The following is a 19,942-nucleotide window of genomic DNA, read 5'->3' as shown; positions in this document are numbered from 1 at the left end:
GGGCGCGCTGATCGTAAATGCTTAACACTTAACGGGATTAAAAGTTTATCCTCCTACACATCCGCTATACCAACTTGGCTACATTGCACTAAATACAACAGAAACCTCACATGGCACTCGTCATCATGAGCTGCACTGCAGAAATGCAATAGAACTAACCATTAATGCTGAATAATTAAAAGATACAAGGAAATCTGTTGTACTTTCTACAATGTAACGACAGTGAAGCCGCTTGGAAGCCTTGTACATTGCATAAACTACAATGTAGACCTAAGATGTTGTTTACGATTAGAGATGCAAATGAACAATTACGACACCATCCTGTTATATACGTAATATGCATCTTCTTGCGCTATTCTAACGCAATGAGCCTGTGACTGGGCTGTCATTTCTCAGCCCTTACAAGGATATCGACTAGAGATTAGTAAACTCTGCATAAAGCGCCACAGCTGGGAACACAAAAAAAACCGGCCACGAGGGCCGGCTTCAATCATACTTTCAATTATATAATAGCCATTAAGACATAGTCGGTGCTGCTGCAATGTCTGCATTTTTCTCTTTCCGGTGAGTAACGATAAAGAAAGTAAGCGTCAATGCCGCGAACAATACCGCATAACCAGCTAACAAAGCTGCGTATTTCCACATCGAATCAAAATCACCGGTAGAGATAACATCCTTAAAGCCAGCCACTGTATAAGTCATAGGCAGCCAAGGCGTTACCTTTTGAAGCCAGTTCGGAATAAGTTCAAGCGGGAACGTACCTGCGGAAGTCGTCAATTGGAATATCAATACGACGATTGCCACGAAGCGACCTGGATCGCCAAGCGTTGCCACGAAGAACTGAACGAGCATCATAAAAGCAATACTAGTCAAAATGGAGTACATAATGAATAGCGGAACACTTTGTACTTCGAGATGAAGGATAAAGAATAGTGCCGCATCAGCAATAAGCGCTTGGATCGTACCAATCAGAACAAGCGTTAACGCCTTACTTGCAAACCAACTCCACGCATTCGGCGGGCGAATGGCAGGAATGCGTACCGGATATACAATGGTAATAAGCAATGCACCTACAAACAGACCAAGTGATAGGAAGTAAGGCGCAAAACCCGTACCATAGTTCGGTACTTCATTTACTCTTTCAACATCAAGCTTGATTGGATCTGCAAACATATCCACCATGTCGTCAGTAAGCTCTAATCCTGCTGTCTTGTCAGATGCATCACTTAGCTTGCCCGACAATTCATGTGTGCCTTCATCCAGCTTAAGCAAGCCGGAAGCTACCTGCTGCGCGCCATCTTCAAGCTGCGTTGAGCCATCAACGAAAGGAACGATACTCGTCGACAGTTGTCCAAGGCCCGCTGTCAGCTCAGAAACACCGCTACTCAGCTGCTTCGCACCTGCTGCCAACTTCGTGCCGCCAGCACTTGCTTCACTGAACTTCACGCCAAACTGTTGCATACCGCTCGTAAACTTATTTGCACCAGCCACAAGCTTCTCTCCACCTGCTCCAAGCTGGTTACCAGCCGTCGCAGCATCCTTCAGCTTCGCATCGAATGTGCCTAGTCCTGCAGATAGCTTCACAAGACCCTCATTCAACTTGGTTGCTCCACCATTCAATTGCTGCTGAGCTTCTGAGGACTTCACCAAACCAGCCTCTAGTTGCTTGCTAGCTGCAAGCAGCGCTTTAAAGTTCGCATCCTGAGCAAGCTCTGAATCAGACTGAGCAAGCTGCTCGAGCCCCTTCGCCAGCTTAGCTGCACCAGCCTCCAGCTCAGCCGTCCCAGAAGCCGCAGCGTCAAGTCCGCCAGCTAGCTGTCCTGCTGCTTGCTGCGCACCTGTTGCACTCGTCGCCAGTTGACCACCAGCGCCCGATAGCTCCGACAATCCCGCGCTCAGCTTCACAGCGCCAGTCCCAACGCTCTTCACGCCTTCACCAAGCGATGCGGCTGCATCGCCAAGCTGCTTCTGCGCGGTGCCAAGTTGGCCTAGCCCGCTTGCAAGATTAGCAGCTCCGCTGTTAAGCTCACTGCTTCCTGAAGCCAGCTTCTGACCGCCTGCTTCAAGCTTGCTCACACCTTCTTGCAGCGTCAATGAACCGCTGACGAGCTTGCTCAGATTTTGCTCAATAAGTACCGCGCCATCCTTCGCTTTCGTCGTGCCTTCCGCGATTTCACCTGCACCATCGCTCGCTTGACCAACTCCATCAACCAATTGCTCCATTTGTTCGAACACGGTACGCGTATAAGCTGATGTTACCTCTTTGTTCAATAATGATTTGAGCTGATCGATTGCCGTGTTACCGATTTGAGAAGCTAGGAAGTTATAACCCTCATTCGGAACATATTTGAGCTGTGCCGGCATCGGTTTATCGGAAGTGAGAGAAGTCGTCTTCTCCGAGAAGTCTGCAGGAATTTCAATTGCCATATAGTAGCTATTATCCGCAAGCCCCTTTTCCGCTTCTTCCATGCTTACAAATACCCAATTAAATTTCGGATTTTTCTTCAGCTGTTCCTCAAAATCAGCACCGATTTGCATTTTCTCGCCATTAAACTCTGTACCTTTATCTTCATTAACTATTGCGACCGGCAGATCAGCCAGTTTCGCATAAGGATCCCAGAATGCCGTAAGAAACATCGCTGTATATAAGACCGGAATGGCCAGTACCGCGATAACCGCTATGAGCACCTTCTTATTACGAGCAATTGCCGCTAGTTCCTCACCAAATTGTTGTATGCCTCTCAACTTCAAGTACTTCACTCTCCTATTTACTAATTGACCATATTCCTCATACGGTCATTTTATGGTGAAAAAAAAGGCACCTGATCTACTCCGGAGCCAATCCTCCCTGCAAATAAAAACTCATCTGCTCAGAAACCCCACGCTTATCCAGCGGCTCATATCTCAGCTTCCAATCCACCGTGAGCGCCATATACATCTTAAGCATAATAAATGCAGTCATTTGCGGATTGCATGGTTTAAGTTCACCCTTATCAACCGCCCGCTGCACTTCCTGTTGAATGTAGCTTACGACTGCCCTCTCCAGCTGCTCAATACCTTCGCGCGCCATCGGCGTGCCGATCTCCCTCACCTCATGTGCCAGCTTCATCGCCAGCTCATGCTGCTCTCGGAAATCAAACATTTGCTCAAGCACAGCATTCAAGTTATCGAAAAACTTCTTCTCTCGATCAACAACCTGCTCTGCAACATGTTTCATATCTTGAATCATTCGATTCATTATTTCCTGAAACAGCACTTCCTTATTCGCAAAAAATGTGTAAATGGTGCCCTTGCCTACGTTAGCAATCTTCGCAACCTGATCCATCGTCGTTGCCTTATATCCGAATAACGCAAACGACTTTGTCGCCGCATCGATTATTTGCTGCCGTCGGTCAACCGCCATCCTGTCACCTCCTGAACAACTGACCAAAAAACCAATTCGGTCATTTCGTATAATGTATCTTAGCATGGCGTTTTCCATATTGCAATAGTTAAATCACAACTTTTACGCTGCGAGGTGACTTTACACTTTAATTAACGATATAATAAGTGAACACGGTCATCGAGGCCTGTCCAAACCTACCAAAAGGAGTGTTTCCCTTATGTCATACAAAGAAATTACATCTATTGAAGAATGGAACAACGTTTACGAAGCTTCAGCTACTCGTCCACTCGTTGTTTTCAAGCACAGCACAACTTGCCCGGTTAGCGCGAACGCTCATCAAGAATTTAATCAATACCTCGATGGAAAACCAAGAGAAGACGTAGAATACGTTCTCGTGAAGGTCATTGAGTCGCGTCCGGTCTCCAACCAAATTGCGGAAGACACGTCTGTAAAACATGAATCCCCGCAAATTATCTTTATTGAGAAAAAAGAAAAAGTGTGGACGACATCCCACTGGTCGATTACTAAAGCTCATATTACAGCTGTACTCGACTAATTTTAGATACAGGCCTATTAATATTTTGAAGCAAAGCTTCCAGCCCTGTGCCATCGCGCATAGGGCTGGAAGCTTTTTTCATACTAAAGGCATAAAACGGTCACTTTCTCGATTGCGATCAAAAAATAAACTCAGCTCATCGCATATCCGTTATCCCTCCGGATCGAGCTTACACTCTGCTAGTGTCAACATTCGGGTGCGATGCTTCCATTTGTGGCCGATGAAGATAGCGAGGAACATCGGGATACCGATGTAGGAAGCGACGATATAAGCCCAATCGATGCGACCATCATTTAGGGCGCCAACAAACTGACCGCCAATCACAACGATACAGAGCAGCATAGCGAGAATCGGCCCAAAAGGAAACCATTTGGCCAGGTAGGCCAGATCTTCAAGCTTGTGGCCTTGCGATAGGTAGGCTCTGCGAAAGCGATAATGGCTAATTGCAATGCCAAGCCAAACGATAAAACCAGACATCCCCGACGCATTCAGCAGCCAAACGTAGACGACGCCGTCGCCGAAGAAGGAAGCTAGAAAAGCAAGCATGCCAAGAGCCCCAGTCGCGAGGAGCGCTGCTACCGGAACTCCGCGTACGTTCAGTCGTGCTAGAAAGCGAGGTGCCTTACCCTCCTTCGCCAGCACCCAAAGCATACGAGTAGAGGCATACATACCAGAATTGCCAGCTGACAAAACCGATGTTAAAATGACTGCATTCATTATCGAAGCAGCAACCGCCAGCCCCGCTCTCTCGAAAATGATCGTGAACGGACTCGTTGAAATGTCTCCGCTCGCCAGGTGTTCGTTTGAATACGGGATCAGCATGCCGATTAGCAATATAGCCAATATGTAGAACAAGAGGATTCTCCAAAAAATCGAACGAATGGCGCGTGGAATATTTTCGCGAGGATTCTCACTCTCACCGGCCGTCACTCCGATCAGCTCCGTGCCTTGAAAGGAGAAACCAGCTGCCATAAAAACACCTAACGTAGCGAGAAAGCCGGCAGGAAACGGATTATCCGTCAGATTGCTGATGCCAACCGCCTTCCCATTCCATATACCAATCACCATCATCAAACCGATAGCGATAAACACGATCACCGTTACAATTTTGATCATCGCAAACCAGTATTCCGATTCGCCATAACCCTTAACAGATAGAAGATTAAGGCTTAGCATCAACAATAGAAATAAACCGCTCCATAAAATAGATGGACTGTTCGGAAACCAAAATTTCATAATTAGCGTGGCCGCAGAGAGCTCCGCAGCAATCGTTATCGCCCAGTTGTACCAATAGTTCCAGCCAAGAGCAAATCCAAGCGAGGGATCAACAAAACGGGTTGCATAGGTGCTGAACGTACCCGACACAGGCATATAGGTAGCCATTTCCCCCAAGCTCGTCATTAGAAAATACACCATAATACCGATAAGGGAATAAGCAAGAACCGCGCCTCCCGGGCCCGCAGAGTGAATGGCGCCGCCACTTGCAAGAAAGAGGCCCGTACCGATGGAACCTCCAAGCGATATCATTGTCATGTGCCGAGCCTTCAGACCTCTGCGCAGCGTGTTTGAGTCATCTCGTTGCTCACTCATTGACGCGTTCCTCCATTCTTAGCTGTTATTCTTATTGTTAGCGCGTTGTGTCGCATCATTTTTTACTGCATCTGCCGCACTCCACTACATACACGCTTTTCATCTCCTCAGTTTGTTGAATTTTCCGTATTTTATCCATCCGATGGACAAAACTTCACTAGACCTATGATCGAAGAGTATCGTTCAAAGGATTCGAAGTCACAGAGATACTCCAAGCACCGAAACCAACTATCTCTTACCTCTGTTGCATAAAGTACAATAGAAACCTTACATGAGACTCGAATTAAGCGACTACACTGCAGAAATACAACAGAAACAGCCGCCAAAAAGAAAAAAAGGATCAATCGAGGAACTTCTATTGTAGAATCTACAACGCAGCATTGGAGGTGACGGTAAGAAGGCTTCCAGGTTGTATAAAGTACAACGTACTGCGCCAAAATACGACAAACGGACTATCATAATTTCCATTTTTTAATATATAATGAATAGGTATGAATTCAATGCAACTCGAAAGGAATGGTACCATGTTTGGAAAATTAGCCGCAGACGCGCTTGGAATAAGTGATATTGGCGCGATCATCAAACCTGCAGATTTCAGCAAAGCCGATGCTGACGATTACGTCATGCACGAGGATAATGAGAAAATCTATTTTCTCATTAAGTCAAAAACCGACGAATATTGCTTCACAAACCTTGCACTCATTCATCTTGACGGCAAAAGCGCACTTAGCAAAAAACGGATATTGAAGCGTTACTCCTACAGCGCTAACCAAATTTCGCAGGTTGCATTGGAAACAGCAGGCACCGTCGACCTTGATGTTGAAATCAAGTTCACGATTGGTTCAGTTCCCTTCTCCATAGATGTCAACAAGAAGCATATCGAGGAGCTGAAAGACCTCTATAAAGCGCTCATCAAAATTTCTGAAGTTACACGCGAGAACGAAATCTCGCTTGAATATGCAAGACGCAGTCTCGATCTTGCATCCACGACATTGCAACAATTCCATAAAGGCGACTTCAACGTCGTCGAGCAGTTCGACGGACTGAACAAATCCGCGTTCAACTGGCTCGTAAATACCCACAAACAGTATCGCATCAAGGATTTTGGCGCTATTTTTGAGCGTTATATCAACAACTAATTTTGAGATCAATATCATACGATAGGAAAACGAAGAAGAACGTCCTTCTGCTCATGGCAAAGGGACGTTCTTTTTGATACTAAAATAAGAGGAAAACTACTTAGCCTACATCTTATAAACATCCATAGCCGCCTGCAGCGCTCGCCCCGCTTCCAGCTGATGACCATGACGCAGCAGCACCGCTTCCAGCGCACCAAGTGTGAGCAGCACGTTTCGCTTGCTGCAGCTGTAGCCCATCGTGCCGATTCTCCATATTTTCCCCTTCAAGGGTCCGAAGGAGCTGGCGATCTCAATGCCGTAATGATCAAGCAGCATCGATCTAACGGATTCCCCGTCTACCCCAGATGGAATTTCAATACAGGTAACCACGGTCATTTTGCAGGCAGGGTCGCCATAGAGCCGCAAACCCATTGCTTCTAAACCAGCAATCAACGCCCCTTCATGCTCGCGATGCCGGGCAAAACGAGCCTCTAGTCCCTCCTCCAGCACGAGCCGCAGCCCTTCGCGCAGCGCATAAAGCATCGACGTAGCTTCCGTATGATGATTGAGCCGCGCCGGACTCCAGTAATCCTGCAGCTGACTTAGATCCAAGTAGTTGCTTTGTATCGGACGTAGAAGCGGATCATCCTCATCAGCAAGAAGCAGCCCTCTTTCAACCTTTTTACGGCTTAACAGCTTGGCTTCTACCCGTTTATTGTACGTAATCGGCGCCATACCCGCCGGTACCGACAAGCACTTCTGCGTGCCGCCGATTACGGCGTCGATGAGCAGCCGATCCGTTGCTACCTCAATACCGCCAATTGTCGCAACAGCGTCCACTACAAAAAGTGCGTTCACTTCCCTGCATGCTTGACCGATTCCTTCAAGCGGCTGCATTCTTCCCGTCGATGTCTCACCGTGCACAAGAGCTACAACGTGAGGCTGATTTTCTTTTATGGCATTAACAATTTCCTCTGTTGTAAAAACGGTGCCCCATTCCTTCTCCAGCGTCACAACCTCTGCGCCGCAGCGCTTCGCAATCTCCGTCAGCAAATGTCCGAATCGTCCATAAATCGGCACAAGTACCTTAGCGCCAGGCTCGATCAAGCCAACAAGCACCGCCTCTATCCCCGCCCTTGACGTTCCATCGACCGGGAATGCCCATTCGTTAACGGTCTTAAATAATTGGCGCAGCATTTCCATCGTTTCATTCATTAATGCCGTAAACTCTGGATCAAATTGCCCCAGTATCGGATAAGACATCGCCCGCAGCACCCGCGGATCAACCTCGACCGGACCTGGAGTCATAATCGTGCGCGGCGACGGCGCCAAATCCCTGTAAGTCTTCATAGCTTCTCCCCCTCATAACCTAATCGATATAGCAGCTCAGTCAAGACGAGTACACCAACCGCGAGATCACGAGGCTCGGTATATTCCTCCGGTGAATGCGAAACGCCTCGTCTACTTGGAACAAATAACATGGCAGTCGGACAAATATGCTCAAACATCTGGGCATCATGCCCCGCTCCGCTAACCATTCGTTTCGAGGAAATTCCCATTTTGCCACATACATCGTCCATATATTGTTTGAGCAAGCCATTCATCGGAACCGGCTCTTCCCTAAACCATTCCGTTCCATGCATTTGGAGCTGCCGTTCACCCGCCAATGCCGCAAACTCCTGCACGACCCATCGGCAAAAGCTATCAAGTTCTTGTTCATTGGCGTGACGCGCATCTACTGTAAATACAACCTTACCCGGAACGACATTTGGTACATTCGGATGCACCTGCAGTCTGCCAACGGTCGCCACTAATGGCGATCCGAGCCGAATGGCTTCTTGACGCAGAGCCCCAATCATTGCGCTAACACCCTCAAGCGCATCCCTGCGCATATGCATCGGAGTAGTTCCCGCATGGTTCGATTCGCCAATGACTTCAAACTTCAGCCTTCGCTGGCCTGCGATTGTTTCTACTACACCGATAGCAACGCCTTCCTGTTCCAGCACTGCCCCTTGCTCGATATGAACCTCAATAAAAGCGCCAATATCGTGACGGCGACTATCTCTGCCGGTTCCCTCGCCAAAGCCGCATTGCTTCATCGCATCCGCAAAAAACACCTCATGAGCATCCTGCAAATGCACAATTTGCTCAAAGTTACGTTTTCCGGCGATGCTGCCCGAGCCCCAGTAGGCCATCGGAAACCGGCTTCCTTCCTCTTCGCATAGGGATACAAGCTCCAGCGTTCGCCTCGGCTTGCCGAATTGCTTCTGCAAATAATCAAGCGCCAGCAAACCCGCTGCAATCCCATAGGCCCCGTCATAATGCCCGCCTTGAATAACTGTATCGATATGTGAGCCTGTTATAATAGAAGGCGCATCCAGATCGTCGCCTTGTAATTTTCCGAATAAGTTGCCAACGTTATCAAACTCTGTTGTTAGACCGCAGCCTTCCATTTTGACCGCAAGCGCCTGCTGCGTCTTAAGCCATCCGTCGGTATAAAGCAGCCGCGTTATGCCGCCTTCTTCATCCGGGCTATAGGTTGCCAGCCAATTCAATACTTGCATCACTTGCGTCTCAAAATACGATAATAGCCGTTCCTTCTCTCTCGGATGGGAAAGTACACTTCGCACCATAGCTGCTCCTCCTTCCATTTCATTGGGCCTGTTGCCTAACCCATTCGCCCTGCTTGCTCTCGCTTATTCCTACTGTTTCTTCATACACCTGATGACCGCGTAAATAAGTAGCCTTTATTTTGCAGCGTAGCTCTTCACCGATATATGGACTATGCTTATGGCGTTGATACAAATGCTCCGCTTCCAGTCTATAGGACTTGTTCAAATCAATCAGAATAAGGTCAGCGTCTGCGCCGATTCGTATTTCACCTTTCGAAGCCTGTAAACCAAATCGTCTTGCCGGTCCACTCGCCAGCAGCTCACTGATCAGCGTGAGCGGCAGCCCCCGCTTCACATGCCCTTCTCCGACCATGAGTTCTACCGAGCTTTGCGCGCCGGCAATGCCGCCCCAAGCATCAAAGAAGTTGTCCGCCTCCTTCATCGAAGCTGGACAAGGCGAATGATCCGACGAAACCATATCGACACGCCCTGTTGCAATGGCATTCCAAAGCTTCTCCTGCTCCCCAGCATCTCGCAGCGGCGGAGAGCACTTAGCTACCGCTCCCTTATGATCCAAATCCGCCGCCGTTAAGGCCAAATAATGCGGACAGGTTTCTACCGAGACGTTCATCCCGCGCTCGCGCGCAGCTGTAATCAAATTAACACCCGCCTCGCTGCTAATATGAACAAAGTGAAGTGCACAGCCCGTTTGCTCCGCGTAAAAGAGTGCCCGATTAATCGCCTCCAGCTCAGCAATAATAGGCCGCGAAGCCACATAATCAGCCGGTGTCAACCGCCCTTCCGCCCGCATAGCCAGACCAAGCTTAGCAACAATCGGCTCGCTCTCAGCATGCAGAGCGAGCACCTTGCCGAGACCAGCGATTATTCTCATGCCTTCGAGCAGTGTGTAATCATCCACTTCACGGAATGCATCCTCACTCGGATCACCCGGGGATGACATAAATGCTTTAAAACCAACAACTCCCGCTTCATGCAGAGGCGCAAGCTCATGCAGCTTGCCAGGCACTAATCCGCCCCAGATGGCATAATCCACATAAGAACGACCCTTGGCAGCAGCTAGCTTCTGCTGCATAGCATCCACAGTAACTGTAGGCGGAATGCCATTCAACGGCATATCAACATAGGTTGTACAGCCCCCAGCCGCAAGAGCTGCAGACCCCGTCTCAAAGCCTTCCCATTCCCCTAAGCCCGGCTCGTTGAGATGGACATGGACATCAATCATGCCAGCCATAATCATCAGGCCGGTTGCATCCACCACTGAATCTGCATGAATGCCACTTAGATCCTCGCCGAGCACAACAATCCGTCCTGCTTTTATTCCTATGTCGAGCATCCGTACCTCATTTTTCAATACGACGCTGCCGTTTTTGATCCATACATCCAGCATATCCAGCTTATCTCGTCCGACCATTTTGCCCTCCGCCTTTCATTTGCCCAATCACTCTGATGCAGTTTATGAGCCGAATCCGCCAAATAGTAAAGCAACTAAGAGCACTCTTTAAATAAATAGGCCGCGGACAACGAGGTCCGCGGCCCGATTAACTACCTTCCACTATCCGTGTGCAAAACAGTTGCAAAACAGTCATTTTCGACCCATTAACATTCTCTATCAGCCTTCAATTACTTGAGCTCTGTCACGATTAGGCTTGCATCTACCTCTTTCAGCAGGCTTAGATCATGATAGGAAGCTGGTGCCGGAATCGATTTGATATTGCCAACCGATTTCAGGTACTCACCGACAGCGGGCCCATTGCTTCCATTCACATAGGTATCGCCAACTTCCATCGAATACACATTGCGTGACATGATTTGTGTTAGCTCTTCCTCGCTTAGGTGGAGCTCAGGAGCTAATGTTTTAATAGCATCCTCACGGTTGTCATTAATGTAATTCGTCGCTTTTTGCAAAGCGCGCAGTACAGCCTTCAGCGTATTCGGGTTTTTCTTAAGGAAATCATCCGAAACTTGAATTGTCGTATGCACGCTCATCCAATTCACATCGCCTTGCTTGTCAGGCAGCTCGCTTTTTGTGCCGCTGAAGAGGAACTTGCCGCCGCCTTGGATTGCCTTCGTAATGAACGGTTCCCAAGCAGCCAGTGCATCGATGTCACCCTTCTCCAAAGCAACAACCGCGTCGCTCGGCGCAAGGTTTACATATTTGATTTTGCTGGCGTCTACGCCAAGCTCTTTGGCCATATTGTTGATCGCAATCGTAACGTCAGCTCCGCTCGGAATACCAATCGTTTTGCCTTCAAGATCCTTCGCGCTCTTCAGTTCAAGCTTGCTCGAACCCACAACAGCTTGCGTGCCGGCAATTTGTGCGAGTGGGGCAATGATCTTGACCGGAATATCCGTTGATTTCAAAATAATATCCATAAAGTTCGTTTGAATACTTACCGGCGCACTGCCTCCGGCAACCATCGGTCCGATGTCCGGCCCGCTCTCGATCAGTTGACTCGTAACGTTAAGTCCCTCTTCCTTGAAATAACCAAGTTTGTCGGCAATAATTTGCTGCGATGAGATTTGGGCATCACGAACACCAACTAACGTTAGATCTTTCATCTCCAGCTCTGTGGAAGCTGGCGCATTTGCATTTGCTGGCGCCTTCTCATTGCCGCCGCAAGCAGCAAGCACAAAGGTTAACGATGTGAGGATAATTGCTGATTTAAACCATTTTCCCGATTTTTTCATTGGTATTCCCTCCACTTATCTCTTTTTAGTTGTACTGCTCCGGCTCCGTATGTAGCGTTACTTCTCGATGGCATCTCGAAGTCCGCCTTTACGCCAAGCCATTACTCTCTTCTCAACCAGCTTCAGCAGATAAGAGAACAAGCTATATTCCAAGCCAATCAATATGATGGCAATGAACATATTCGATATTTTAAAATAATTTCTCGCATCTACAATGATGTAGCCCAGTCCCGACTTTGCACCCATCATTTCGGAGACGATGAGCGCGGAGAAGGATAAACCGAGACTGACCTGTGCGCCAACGAGAAAATTCGGGATTGCGGATGGCAGCATTACTCTCGTAAATATTTGCCGCTCCGTCGCACCCAAGCTGAGCGCGGAGCGGATCAGCGTTGAAGGTACTGACTTAAAGCCGTCAAGTGTGTACACCAGCACCGGGATAAACGTCGTCCACGCAATAAGCAGAACCTTCGGAAACTCGCCGATACCGAACCAGATAATAAATAAGGGCAGGAGCGCTAAGGTCGGGATCGGGCCAACCAAGTTGAGAATGGGTGAAAACCACCGTTCCACCGTTTTAAACTTGCTCATGATGACACCAATCCCCACTGCCACTGCACTTCCAATGACAAAACCTAACGCAATACGAATCGTGCTGGAAATCAAGCTGTCTGTAATAATCCCCGTCTTCGCCAGCTCCCAGCCCTCCGACAGCAGCACGGTTGGTGCAGGAAGAAAGTTAGGATTAAAAAACTTTGCTGTTTCATTCACTCTAGAGAACAGCTCCCAAAAAACGAAAAACAAGAGGGATGGGAGTATGTTGTATTTTTGAAAAAACTGATGGATTGCAGATGGACGCTTGCCTCGCGCCTGCTTGCTTATTACTGTCGTTGCCGGCCGTGAAGCCTGCATGGTTCCTGTGTCCTTCACGGTAGTTAATTTTGCACCATTCATTATGACCCCACCTTTGCTTGCGCCAGCTCTAGATGCTCCTCATCCATGAGAACCCGTTCAATGCGGCTCATCATTTCACCGAAACCAGCAGAATGAGAAGAACGCGGATGCTTGATTCCGACCTCAAAAATCTCTGCAATTTCACCATGCTTCATTACAACGACACGATCAGCCAAGTACACCGCTTCGCTAATGCTGTGTGTCACGAATAGAATGGTTGGTTTGAGCTGACTGCAAATCTTTTGCAGCTCCACTCGCATCGTTTCTCGTGTCAGTACGTCCAGTGCGCCAAACGGCTCATCCATAAGCAAAATATCCGGCTTGCTCGCAAGCGCCCTTGCAATACCTACGCGCTGCTTCATGCCTCCCGACAACTCTCCAGGATAATGAGCTGCATATTGTTCCAAACCTACCAGCTTCAGAAACTCCATTGCCGTTTCCTTCGCCTGTGCTTTAGGCATCTTCTGCACCTCTGGGCCGAAGGCAATGTTATCCTTTATGGTCATCCATGGGAATAATGCATGATCCTGAAATACCATTCCTCGTGATTTGGAAGGCCCCTTAATTTCTTCTCCATCCACTGTAATAGCACCATCATCAGGCAGTAGGTAACCTGCAATCATATTTAACAGCGTCGACTTGCCGCATCCGCTATGGCCAAGTATGCAAATAAACTCGTGAGAGTTAACTGTAAGATCTACATTTTTCAAAATCGTTCTGCTTCCAAAGCTCTTCCCAACCTGATTCACTACTAATTTCATTTTTACCAACCCCAATCCATTATTGTTGTCAGGTTATATAACATGAATTTGTTTTGTAGCTACATCATAATCCGAATCCATGTCATTGTCATTGTGCAACGTAGCTAAAAATATCCCGTATTTATTGAATAACCTGCACAATCCTATATTTACACCTCGCTGCATAGATGATATATTGTGTCATATAATCTAACACAAAAAACCATTGGCGGTGTTGTCATGCTTCTTAAAGAGCTTCTCTCTCTCCCTATATACGCGAATGCAAAAATACTTGCCGGGCATAACGGCATGACAAATAGCGTCCAATCGGTCAACATCATGGACGCTCCTGATATTATTAATTATTTGAAACCGCAGGAATTGCTTCTAACGACGGGTTATGCGATGAAGGATCAGCCAGAAGCGCTGCTGTCGCTCGTCAAAAGCATGGCCGAGGTCGGCTGTGCTGGTCTAGCTATCAAAACCAAGCGTTTTTTGCAGGAGGTGCCGAGCGATGTGCTCCAGTGTGCAGAGAAGCTGCAATTTCCGATTATCGAGCTGTCGCTCGAGCAATCACTTGGAGATATATGCAACGACTCACTTAGTCATATTTTGGAGAAGCGTACCGATGAGCTTCATTACGCATTGACGACACATAAACAGTTTTCTCAAATGATCATGCAGGGTAAGAGCACGGTCGACGTCATTGAAGCGTTGTCCCTTCTTATTGATTCCCCAGTCATGCTGACGAATCCACAAGGAGAACTGTTGTATCACTCAAATTCTATGACAGAGGAACTTTATCTCGAATTGTCGTCTGAGCTTCAAGCAGAGCTGATCTCACCCTCTCTGCATAGCTCTTACAGCATCCCGTTCACTCCGCTTTCTTTCACTGACACACCCTTTTCGGCAGCTGAGCTGTACCCCATTGTAACCTTTCAACTAGAAGGCATATTGATTGTTCTGACGAGTGATAGCAGCAAACACTTCAGCAACCTGACGAAACATGCGATGGAACAAGCAGCTAACGTCATCGGACTCGAGCTCATAAAAAAACAAGCAGTCAAAGAGCGGTCGCGACGTTACAAAAATGAATTTTTCTCCGACTTTGTCGACGGCCTCATTACCTCAGAGCAAGAGCTTATTCATCGCAGTAAAAATTATGATTTATTGAATCATCCTGTTTACGTCAGCATTGTCGCTAAGCGCGACACCTCTTTTGATTCCTTTCGTCCCTCAAGCGCGCTTGAATCAGATGGCCGCTTCATATCAGAGCGCGATCGTCATTACAATCTGCTGAAAAGCGAATTTACAAAGCTTGATTTGCGTTTTGTGCTTTTTACGAAAAATGAATACTTCTGCTTCCTTATCGCGCTGAAAGCAAGCCAAGATGTTGCCAAGGGCAAGGAAAATAAATTTTTGGGGCAGTTGAAGCAAATGGTCCTTTACCTAAGTGAGCAGCACGGTATTCCGATCTCGATTGGCATCGGTAATCCGGTATCACAACTTACTCACATCCCTTTATCTTACAAAGAAGCGATAGAGGCGCTGCAAACAGGTTACGATGCGCGAAAGAAGCAGTTCATTCAACCTTACCGCGCCAAGGATTTCAACTATTTGCTTCGGATGATTCCGAAGGAAGAGCTTAAGGAGTATTACGAGGAGACCTTCAAGGATTTGTTAGACATTGAAGGCAAGGAACGCAGCGATTTACTTAAGACGCTCAGCACCTTTTACGATACGCATTGTCAGCTTGCCGAGACTGCGAAGCAGCTGTTCGTCCATCGCAACACCGTTACCTATCGCCTTGAAAAATGCGAAAGGCTCACCGGCCGCGATCTGCGTGATCCCGTCGAGAGCCTTCGCTTCCGCACCGCGTTCTCGATGGAGTCGCTGTTCTTGGTAGACTAATGTTACTTTGGTGCTGTAAGAGCATATGTGCTCTTACAGCGATATTTTGAGCTAGCTCACCAGCAACATCTTACTTAACCCCGCGCTTCGCTTTTTTAATTTTGACCCTGTAGGTCTTCCCATAAGCCTTGCCGTAGCGCACAATTTTACGAAGCATTGATCGGTCATTGAGCAGCGAGAACGGGGAAGGATCAGGCACAGTGTTGACTTCAAGTATCCAAGGCTTAAGCTTGCGGTCAAGCGCAAGATCAACGCCTAACTCCTTGATGCCAGGATACCTATCGTGGAGGCGTTTCGCTGTAATTAAGCCAATTTTATCCATTTTCTTCAACATGCGCCGCTTCAGTGATGCACTCGTATAGCGTTTCAGCAAAAACGCCGTTGGGTAAATCGTCCCTCCTTGACTGCCGTTCGTTACTATTTTATGAGGATGAGCTACTCTACCTAAAGTTCCTGTCGCTTCCCAAACCCCGCGCGGCGACTTCTGTACCACGAGGCGTATGTCAAACGGGCGTCCCTTATGCTTCAGCAAGCGAATACCCTTTTGCACAAGATAACCCTTCCCTCTCGTATCCTTCAAAATAGACCGATAAGCTGCTTTATAAGAGGAAAAAGCTAACTTCTTTCTCCCAAGCTGGTACCTATAGCATCGCGCCTTCCCCTCGCCCAACTCCACCTTCATCACACCGTTTCCTTGCGACCCTCTGATCGGCTTCACGTATACCATACCCCACCGTTTCAGCATCTCACGCAAGCTCTGCTTTGTCATGCGCTTTGCTGGAGGCAGATACTCCCTCAATATTGAATCACGTTGCATCATTTCCGATTTGGCCCACTTATCCGCAACACTGCGGCTATGTTTCTTCTTAGACGATATAGAAGCCACACTCTCTCTCACAAGATCCCTCCACTTTGTTATTCACTCCTATTAGCATACGAACCTTGAACGAAATGGATGTAGGCTGTTGTCCCCATAATCAGAACCTAGAAGCGCAAACGACATATGCTTAATTAACGCAATCATGCGAGATATTTGTCCTTTAGGAGGTTCAACGTCAAATGTCACCATTAACTCAGCTTCATCAGCATATCAAGCGAATATGCCATCATCACCCATGGTACAAAACTCTCCTTAAACAGGATGCAATAGATCCGCAAACATGCCAGTTATCTGAGCTGCCGCTCATCACGTCGGACATTTTGGAGCAGCATTATTTTACCGGTGAAGCCAGAGAAGAGGATGGCTTGTCCGTTTACAAAACCTCGGGCACCTCATCAGGCGTTCGCAAGGCGATTTATTACTCAAAGGAAGACGACGAGCGCTACATTGACGCAAAAACAGCCTGCTTTCAGGAATGGCTAACCGCCACTGCCACTAGCACTCCTAATCAGCACCCCGCTCCCATTCATAAAGCATTAGCCGATATGGGCACAGGGCATGCAGCAAACACGGCGATGACAATCTTTGACCGACTTGGCTTAGAAGCGGATTCTCTATCCTTCTCGCTGCCGATCGAAGAACATATTGCGAAGCTGGAATCCACGCGTCCAGAGCTTCTCTATACGATGCCATCGATTTTGGACGCAATCGTCTCTAACTCGGAAGATCCGAAACTTTTTGGCATCAAAAAAATAATACTAGTCGGCGAGATCGCCCCGCTCTACTGGCAGCACAACATGACCGAACGGTTCGGAATCGAACCACAGCATATTTTAGACACCTATGGCTCGATTGAAGTTGGAGCTATCGCCTCCTATTCTCATGAGCTTGGGCAATATGTCATTGCTGATGGCATTCATGCCGAGGCACTTCCATCAGAGCAAATCGATGATCGCTTTGAGCCGCTGCAAGAAAACGAAGCAGTTCTCGTATTAACCTCTTATGTGCGCACGTTATTCCCAGTCATTCGATACGTAACCTATGACGTCGTGCGTGATTTCCAAACCATCTGCATTGATGGCCGGGAACGGCAGTGCTTCAGCTGTATCTCCAAGCGAATCGGCACGGATCTAAAGCATGGGGAGAAAATTAGCCTATATGATATCGAAAGTGTCGTACACCAATTCATTCATGATGCCGCGCTTCGAGTAAGGCTCCGCGATAATAAGCTGTTCGTTCATATTCAGAGTAAATCGTTAAAAGATGAAATGCTTGTTCATATTCAGCATGCTATCGAGCATAAAATTGGTGAGATTGGTCAAATGATTCAAAATCGAATGCTTGAGGGCATTTCGGTAACACGCGCAGCGGAAAATGAACAGCTTGAACGCGGGACAGTGAAATCCAAAAAAATTTATTCTTAAGGGGTGCTCGCCTTTGGAGAAAAATGTGTTGTCCATTATCGGGAATACGCCGCTCGTTCAGCTCACGAAGCTGTTTGCGAGCGATCGCGGTATTAAGGTATTCGCAAAGCTCGAATTGCTAAACCCGGGTGGCAGCGCAAAAGACCGCTCCGCCGCTCGAATTATTAATAACGCATGGAATGAAGGATTGATCGGACCCGGCTCCGTCATCATCGAGTCCAGCTCTGGGAATATGGCCATTAGTCTCGCCGCAATCTGCTCCTATCTCGGTATGAAATTCGTCAGCGTCATCGATCCAAAAGCGACACAGCAAAACATCCGCATCATGCGTGCTTATGGTGCCGAGATCGAACTCGTTGATGAGCCGGACGCTGAAACAGGAGAATTTCTGCCAGCAAGATTAAATCGCGTTCAACAATTACTAGAGCGCATTCCGAACAGCTTCTGGCCGAACCAATATGCGAATAAGAATAACTATCTGTCCCACTATGAGGGGACGATGCGCGAAATCATTGAAGAGCTGGGTCATGTCGATTTTGTCGTCGGCGGCGTCAGCACATGTGGCACCATGTTAGGCTGCTCGCAATTTGTGCGCGATCACAAGCTTTCAACGCAAGTGGTAGCAGTCGATGCGGCAGGAAGCGTTATTTTTGGCGGAGTAAACGGCAATCGTCGATTCCCTGGACTTGGAACAGGAATCATACCTCCTTTTGCCCAGACGAGGTTTATGGACCAGGCTATAAAGGTAGCTGATAAAGATATGGTTGATGGCTGCAGGCTGCTCGTTGCGAAGGAATCCATTTTGGCAGGACCATCCTCCGGTGCAATTATCCATGCCTTAAAAACGATCGAGCACGAGCTGCCGGATGATTCCGTATGCGCCGTTATTATACATGATCGCGGCGAGCGTTACATGGATACCGTATACAACGATGAGTGGGTAAAGCAGCAATTTGGCTGATACCACTTCGACGTTCGTCGTCAAATCTATACAATGGTATCTATTCACTTCGTAATCTAAAAACGAGAGGATCATGTCCGTGCTATATCTCGGTGATGAACATATTCGCACCATCGGTTTGCATTGGGAAGAGCTTGTTGACAGCGTTGAGGTTGCGGTGCAAATTATCGATTCAGGCGATTATGCACAGCCGATAAAGCCCTACCTGCGTTACCGTAACCCAGCTAATCGAATCATTGCCATGCCCGCTTACATCGGCGGCTCCGTGCAAGCTGCCGGCATCAAGTGGATCGCCAGCTTTCCTGGGAATATCGACGCCGGCTTGCCAAGGGCGCACAGCGTTACGCTCCTCAACAACGCCGATACCGGCATTCCTTACGCTATGATAGGCACCCCTCTGCCGAGTGCTGCTCGGACAGCGGCAGTCAGCGGCTTGCTAATCCGCCATTATCTGAAGGCGCGCGCAGCTTCAAAGCGTTTGAAGCTTGGAATCATCGGCTTCGGGCCCGTAGGTCGGCTTCATTACGATATGTGCTGCCGATTGTTTGGGGAGCACTTAGAGGACATACAAGTGTATGATATTCGCGGATGCGAGCTGGATAGCCCTGATCTTATTGCTGCCCAAGACACTCTGCGCCGCCGCACGCGACTTGCGAGCAGCTGGCAGCAGCTATATAAAGAATGCAACCTCATTATTACTTGTACGGTAAGCTCTCAACGTTATATCGATATTCCGCCCGCTGAAGGCACTCTTCTCCTTGATGTATCCTTGCGGGATTATACAGCAGCAGCCATAAACGGCATTAACGCGATTATCGTTGACGATTGGGATGAAGTTTGCCGCGAGAATACCGACATTGAGCTGCTGCATCTTACGAGCGGTTTAACAGAGGCACAAACTAGCTCCTTAACCGATGTTGTATGCCGCGGAGCACTGGCGAGTTTACCGGCTTCGGAGCCCGTATTATTTTGCCCGATGGGTATGGCCGTGTTTGATATGGCGGTAGCCGATTATTTCGTCCAGCGCGCGCAAGCGCTCGGGATCGGATTACAACTCAAATAATGCTCCCAGCAGCAGTCTGGCAATCATCATGCCATACCA

General features: G+C 48.0%; 16 protein-coding genes. 6 read left to right on the top strand and 10 right to left on the bottom strand.

Annotated elements, in window-relative coordinates; all coding sequences use genetic code 11:
- Positions 1 to 516: 516 nt before the first annotated feature.
- Entirely contained in the window at positions 517 to 2,751 is a 2,235-nt protein-coding gene (locus tag AC787_RS18580) for a YhgE/Pip domain-containing protein (protein WP_054026144.1), read from the bottom strand.
- Positions 2,752 to 2,827: 76 nt separating this feature from the next.
- Positions 2,828 to 3,403 (bottom strand): TetR/AcrR family transcriptional regulator, encoded by a 576-nt coding sequence (locus AC787_RS18575; RefSeq protein WP_054026143.1) that lies wholly within the window; start codon positions 3,401 to 3,403, stop codon positions 2,828 to 2,830.
- Between the two features lie 199 nt (positions 3,404 to 3,602).
- On the opposite strand from AC787_RS18575, the gene ytxJ reads away from it, so the two are divergent.
- On the top strand, positions 3,603 to 3,941 hold the full coding sequence (ytxJ, locus tag AC787_RS18570) for a bacillithiol system redox-active protein YtxJ (protein WP_054026142.1): 339 nt from the start codon (positions 3,603 to 3,605) through the stop codon (positions 3,939 to 3,941).
- A 150-nt stretch (positions 3,942 to 4,091) separates the two neighbouring features.
- Here ytxJ and AC787_RS18565 read toward each other — a convergent pair whose 3' ends face one another.
- On the bottom strand, positions 4,092 to 5,531 hold the full coding sequence (locus AC787_RS18565) for an amino acid permease (RefSeq protein WP_054026141.1): 1,440 nt from the start codon (positions 5,529 to 5,531) through the stop codon (positions 4,092 to 4,094).
- A gap of 524 nt (positions 5,532 to 6,055) precedes the next feature.
- Between AC787_RS18565 and AC787_RS18560 the strand changes: the two genes are divergently transcribed.
- Entirely contained in the window at positions 6,056 to 6,670 is a 615-nt protein-coding gene (locus AC787_RS18560) for a PH domain-containing protein (protein WP_054026140.1), read from the top strand.
- 105 nt (positions 6,671 to 6,775) lie between these two features.
- Here the strand turns inward: AC787_RS18560 and AC787_RS18555 are convergent, their stop codons facing one another.
- The 6 genes from AC787_RS18555 to AC787_RS18530 form a co-directional block, all read right to left on the bottom strand.
- On the bottom strand, positions 6,776 to 7,999 hold the full coding sequence (locus AC787_RS18555) for a pyridoxal-phosphate-dependent aminotransferase family protein (protein ID WP_054026139.1): 1,224 nt from the start codon (positions 7,997 to 7,999) through the stop codon (positions 6,776 to 6,778).
- A complete protein-coding gene (gene allC / locus AC787_RS18550) occupies positions 7,996 to 9,282 on the bottom strand; it encodes an allantoate deiminase (protein WP_054026138.1) in 1,287 nt (428 codons plus the stop codon). The genes AC787_RS18555 and allC overlap by 4 nt, the downstream gene beginning before the upstream one ends.
- Positions 9,283 to 9,301: 19 nt before the next feature.
- Complete coding sequence (locus tag AC787_RS18545) at positions 9,302 to 10,693, bottom strand: allantoinase (protein WP_054026137.1); 1,392 nt, start codon at positions 10,691 to 10,693, stop codon at positions 9,302 to 9,304.
- A 209-nt stretch (positions 10,694 to 10,902) separates the two neighbouring features.
- Positions 10,903 to 11,970 carry an ABC transporter substrate-binding protein gene (locus tag AC787_RS18540; RefSeq protein ID WP_054026136.1) on the bottom strand — a complete coding sequence of 356 codons (1,068 nt, stop codon included), beginning with the start codon at positions 11,968 to 11,970 and terminating at the stop codon, positions 10,903 to 10,905.
- Positions 11,971 to 12,027: 57 nt separating this feature from the next.
- Positions 12,028 to 12,882: an ABC transporter permease gene (locus AC787_RS18535; RefSeq protein ID WP_054027135.1), complete on the bottom strand. Its 855-nt coding sequence runs from the start codon at positions 12,880 to 12,882 to the stop codon at positions 12,028 to 12,030.
- Positions 12,883 to 12,923: 41 nt separating this feature from the next.
- Positions 12,924 to 13,685, bottom strand: coding sequence for an ABC transporter ATP-binding protein (locus tag AC787_RS18530; RefSeq protein WP_054026135.1), 762 nt, complete (start codon positions 13,683 to 13,685; stop codon positions 12,924 to 12,926).
- Between the two features lie 177 nt (positions 13,686 to 13,862).
- Between AC787_RS18530 and AC787_RS18525 the strand changes: the two genes are divergently transcribed.
- Positions 13,863 to 15,575 carry a PucR family transcriptional regulator gene (locus AC787_RS18525; protein WP_152970652.1) on the top strand — a complete coding sequence of 571 codons (1,713 nt, stop codon included), beginning with the start codon at positions 13,863 to 13,865 and terminating at the stop codon, positions 15,573 to 15,575.
- 70 nt (positions 15,576 to 15,645) lie between these two features.
- Here AC787_RS18525 and AC787_RS18520 read toward each other — a convergent pair whose 3' ends face one another.
- Positions 15,646 to 16,473, bottom strand: coding sequence for a YheC/YheD family protein (locus AC787_RS18520; protein WP_235561007.1), 828 nt, complete (start codon positions 16,471 to 16,473; stop codon positions 15,646 to 15,648).
- A 161-nt stretch (positions 16,474 to 16,634) separates the two neighbouring features.
- On the opposite strand from AC787_RS18520, the gene AC787_RS18515 reads away from it, so the two are divergent.
- The 3 genes from AC787_RS18515 to AC787_RS18505 all read left to right on the top strand — a co-directional run bounded on the left by AC787_RS18515 (position 16,635) and on the right by AC787_RS18505 (position 19,903).
- Positions 16,635 to 17,879: a hypothetical protein gene (locus tag AC787_RS18515; protein WP_054026133.1), complete on the top strand. Its 1,245-nt coding sequence runs from the start codon at positions 16,635 to 16,637 to the stop codon at positions 17,877 to 17,879.
- 13 nt (positions 17,880 to 17,892) lie between these two features.
- Complete coding sequence (gene sbnA, locus AC787_RS18510) at positions 17,893 to 18,840, top strand: 2,3-diaminopropionate biosynthesis protein SbnA (RefSeq protein ID WP_054026132.1); 948 nt, start codon at positions 17,893 to 17,895, stop codon at positions 18,838 to 18,840.
- 73 nt (positions 18,841 to 18,913) lie between these two features.
- Positions 18,914 to 19,903, top strand: coding sequence for a 2,3-diaminopropionate biosynthesis protein SbnB (locus AC787_RS18505; protein WP_152970651.1), 990 nt, complete (start codon positions 18,914 to 18,916; stop codon positions 19,901 to 19,903).
- Positions 19,904 to 19,942: the final 39 nt, after the last annotated feature.

The sequence above is a fragment of the Bacillus sp. FJAT-28004 genome (genome assembly GCF_001280845.1).
GTDB lineage: Bacteria > Bacillota > Bacilli > Paenibacillales > Paenibacillaceae > Pristimantibacillus.
Note: the sequence above shows the minus strand (reverse complement) of the source record. Positions and strands in the feature narration are given on the sequence as shown.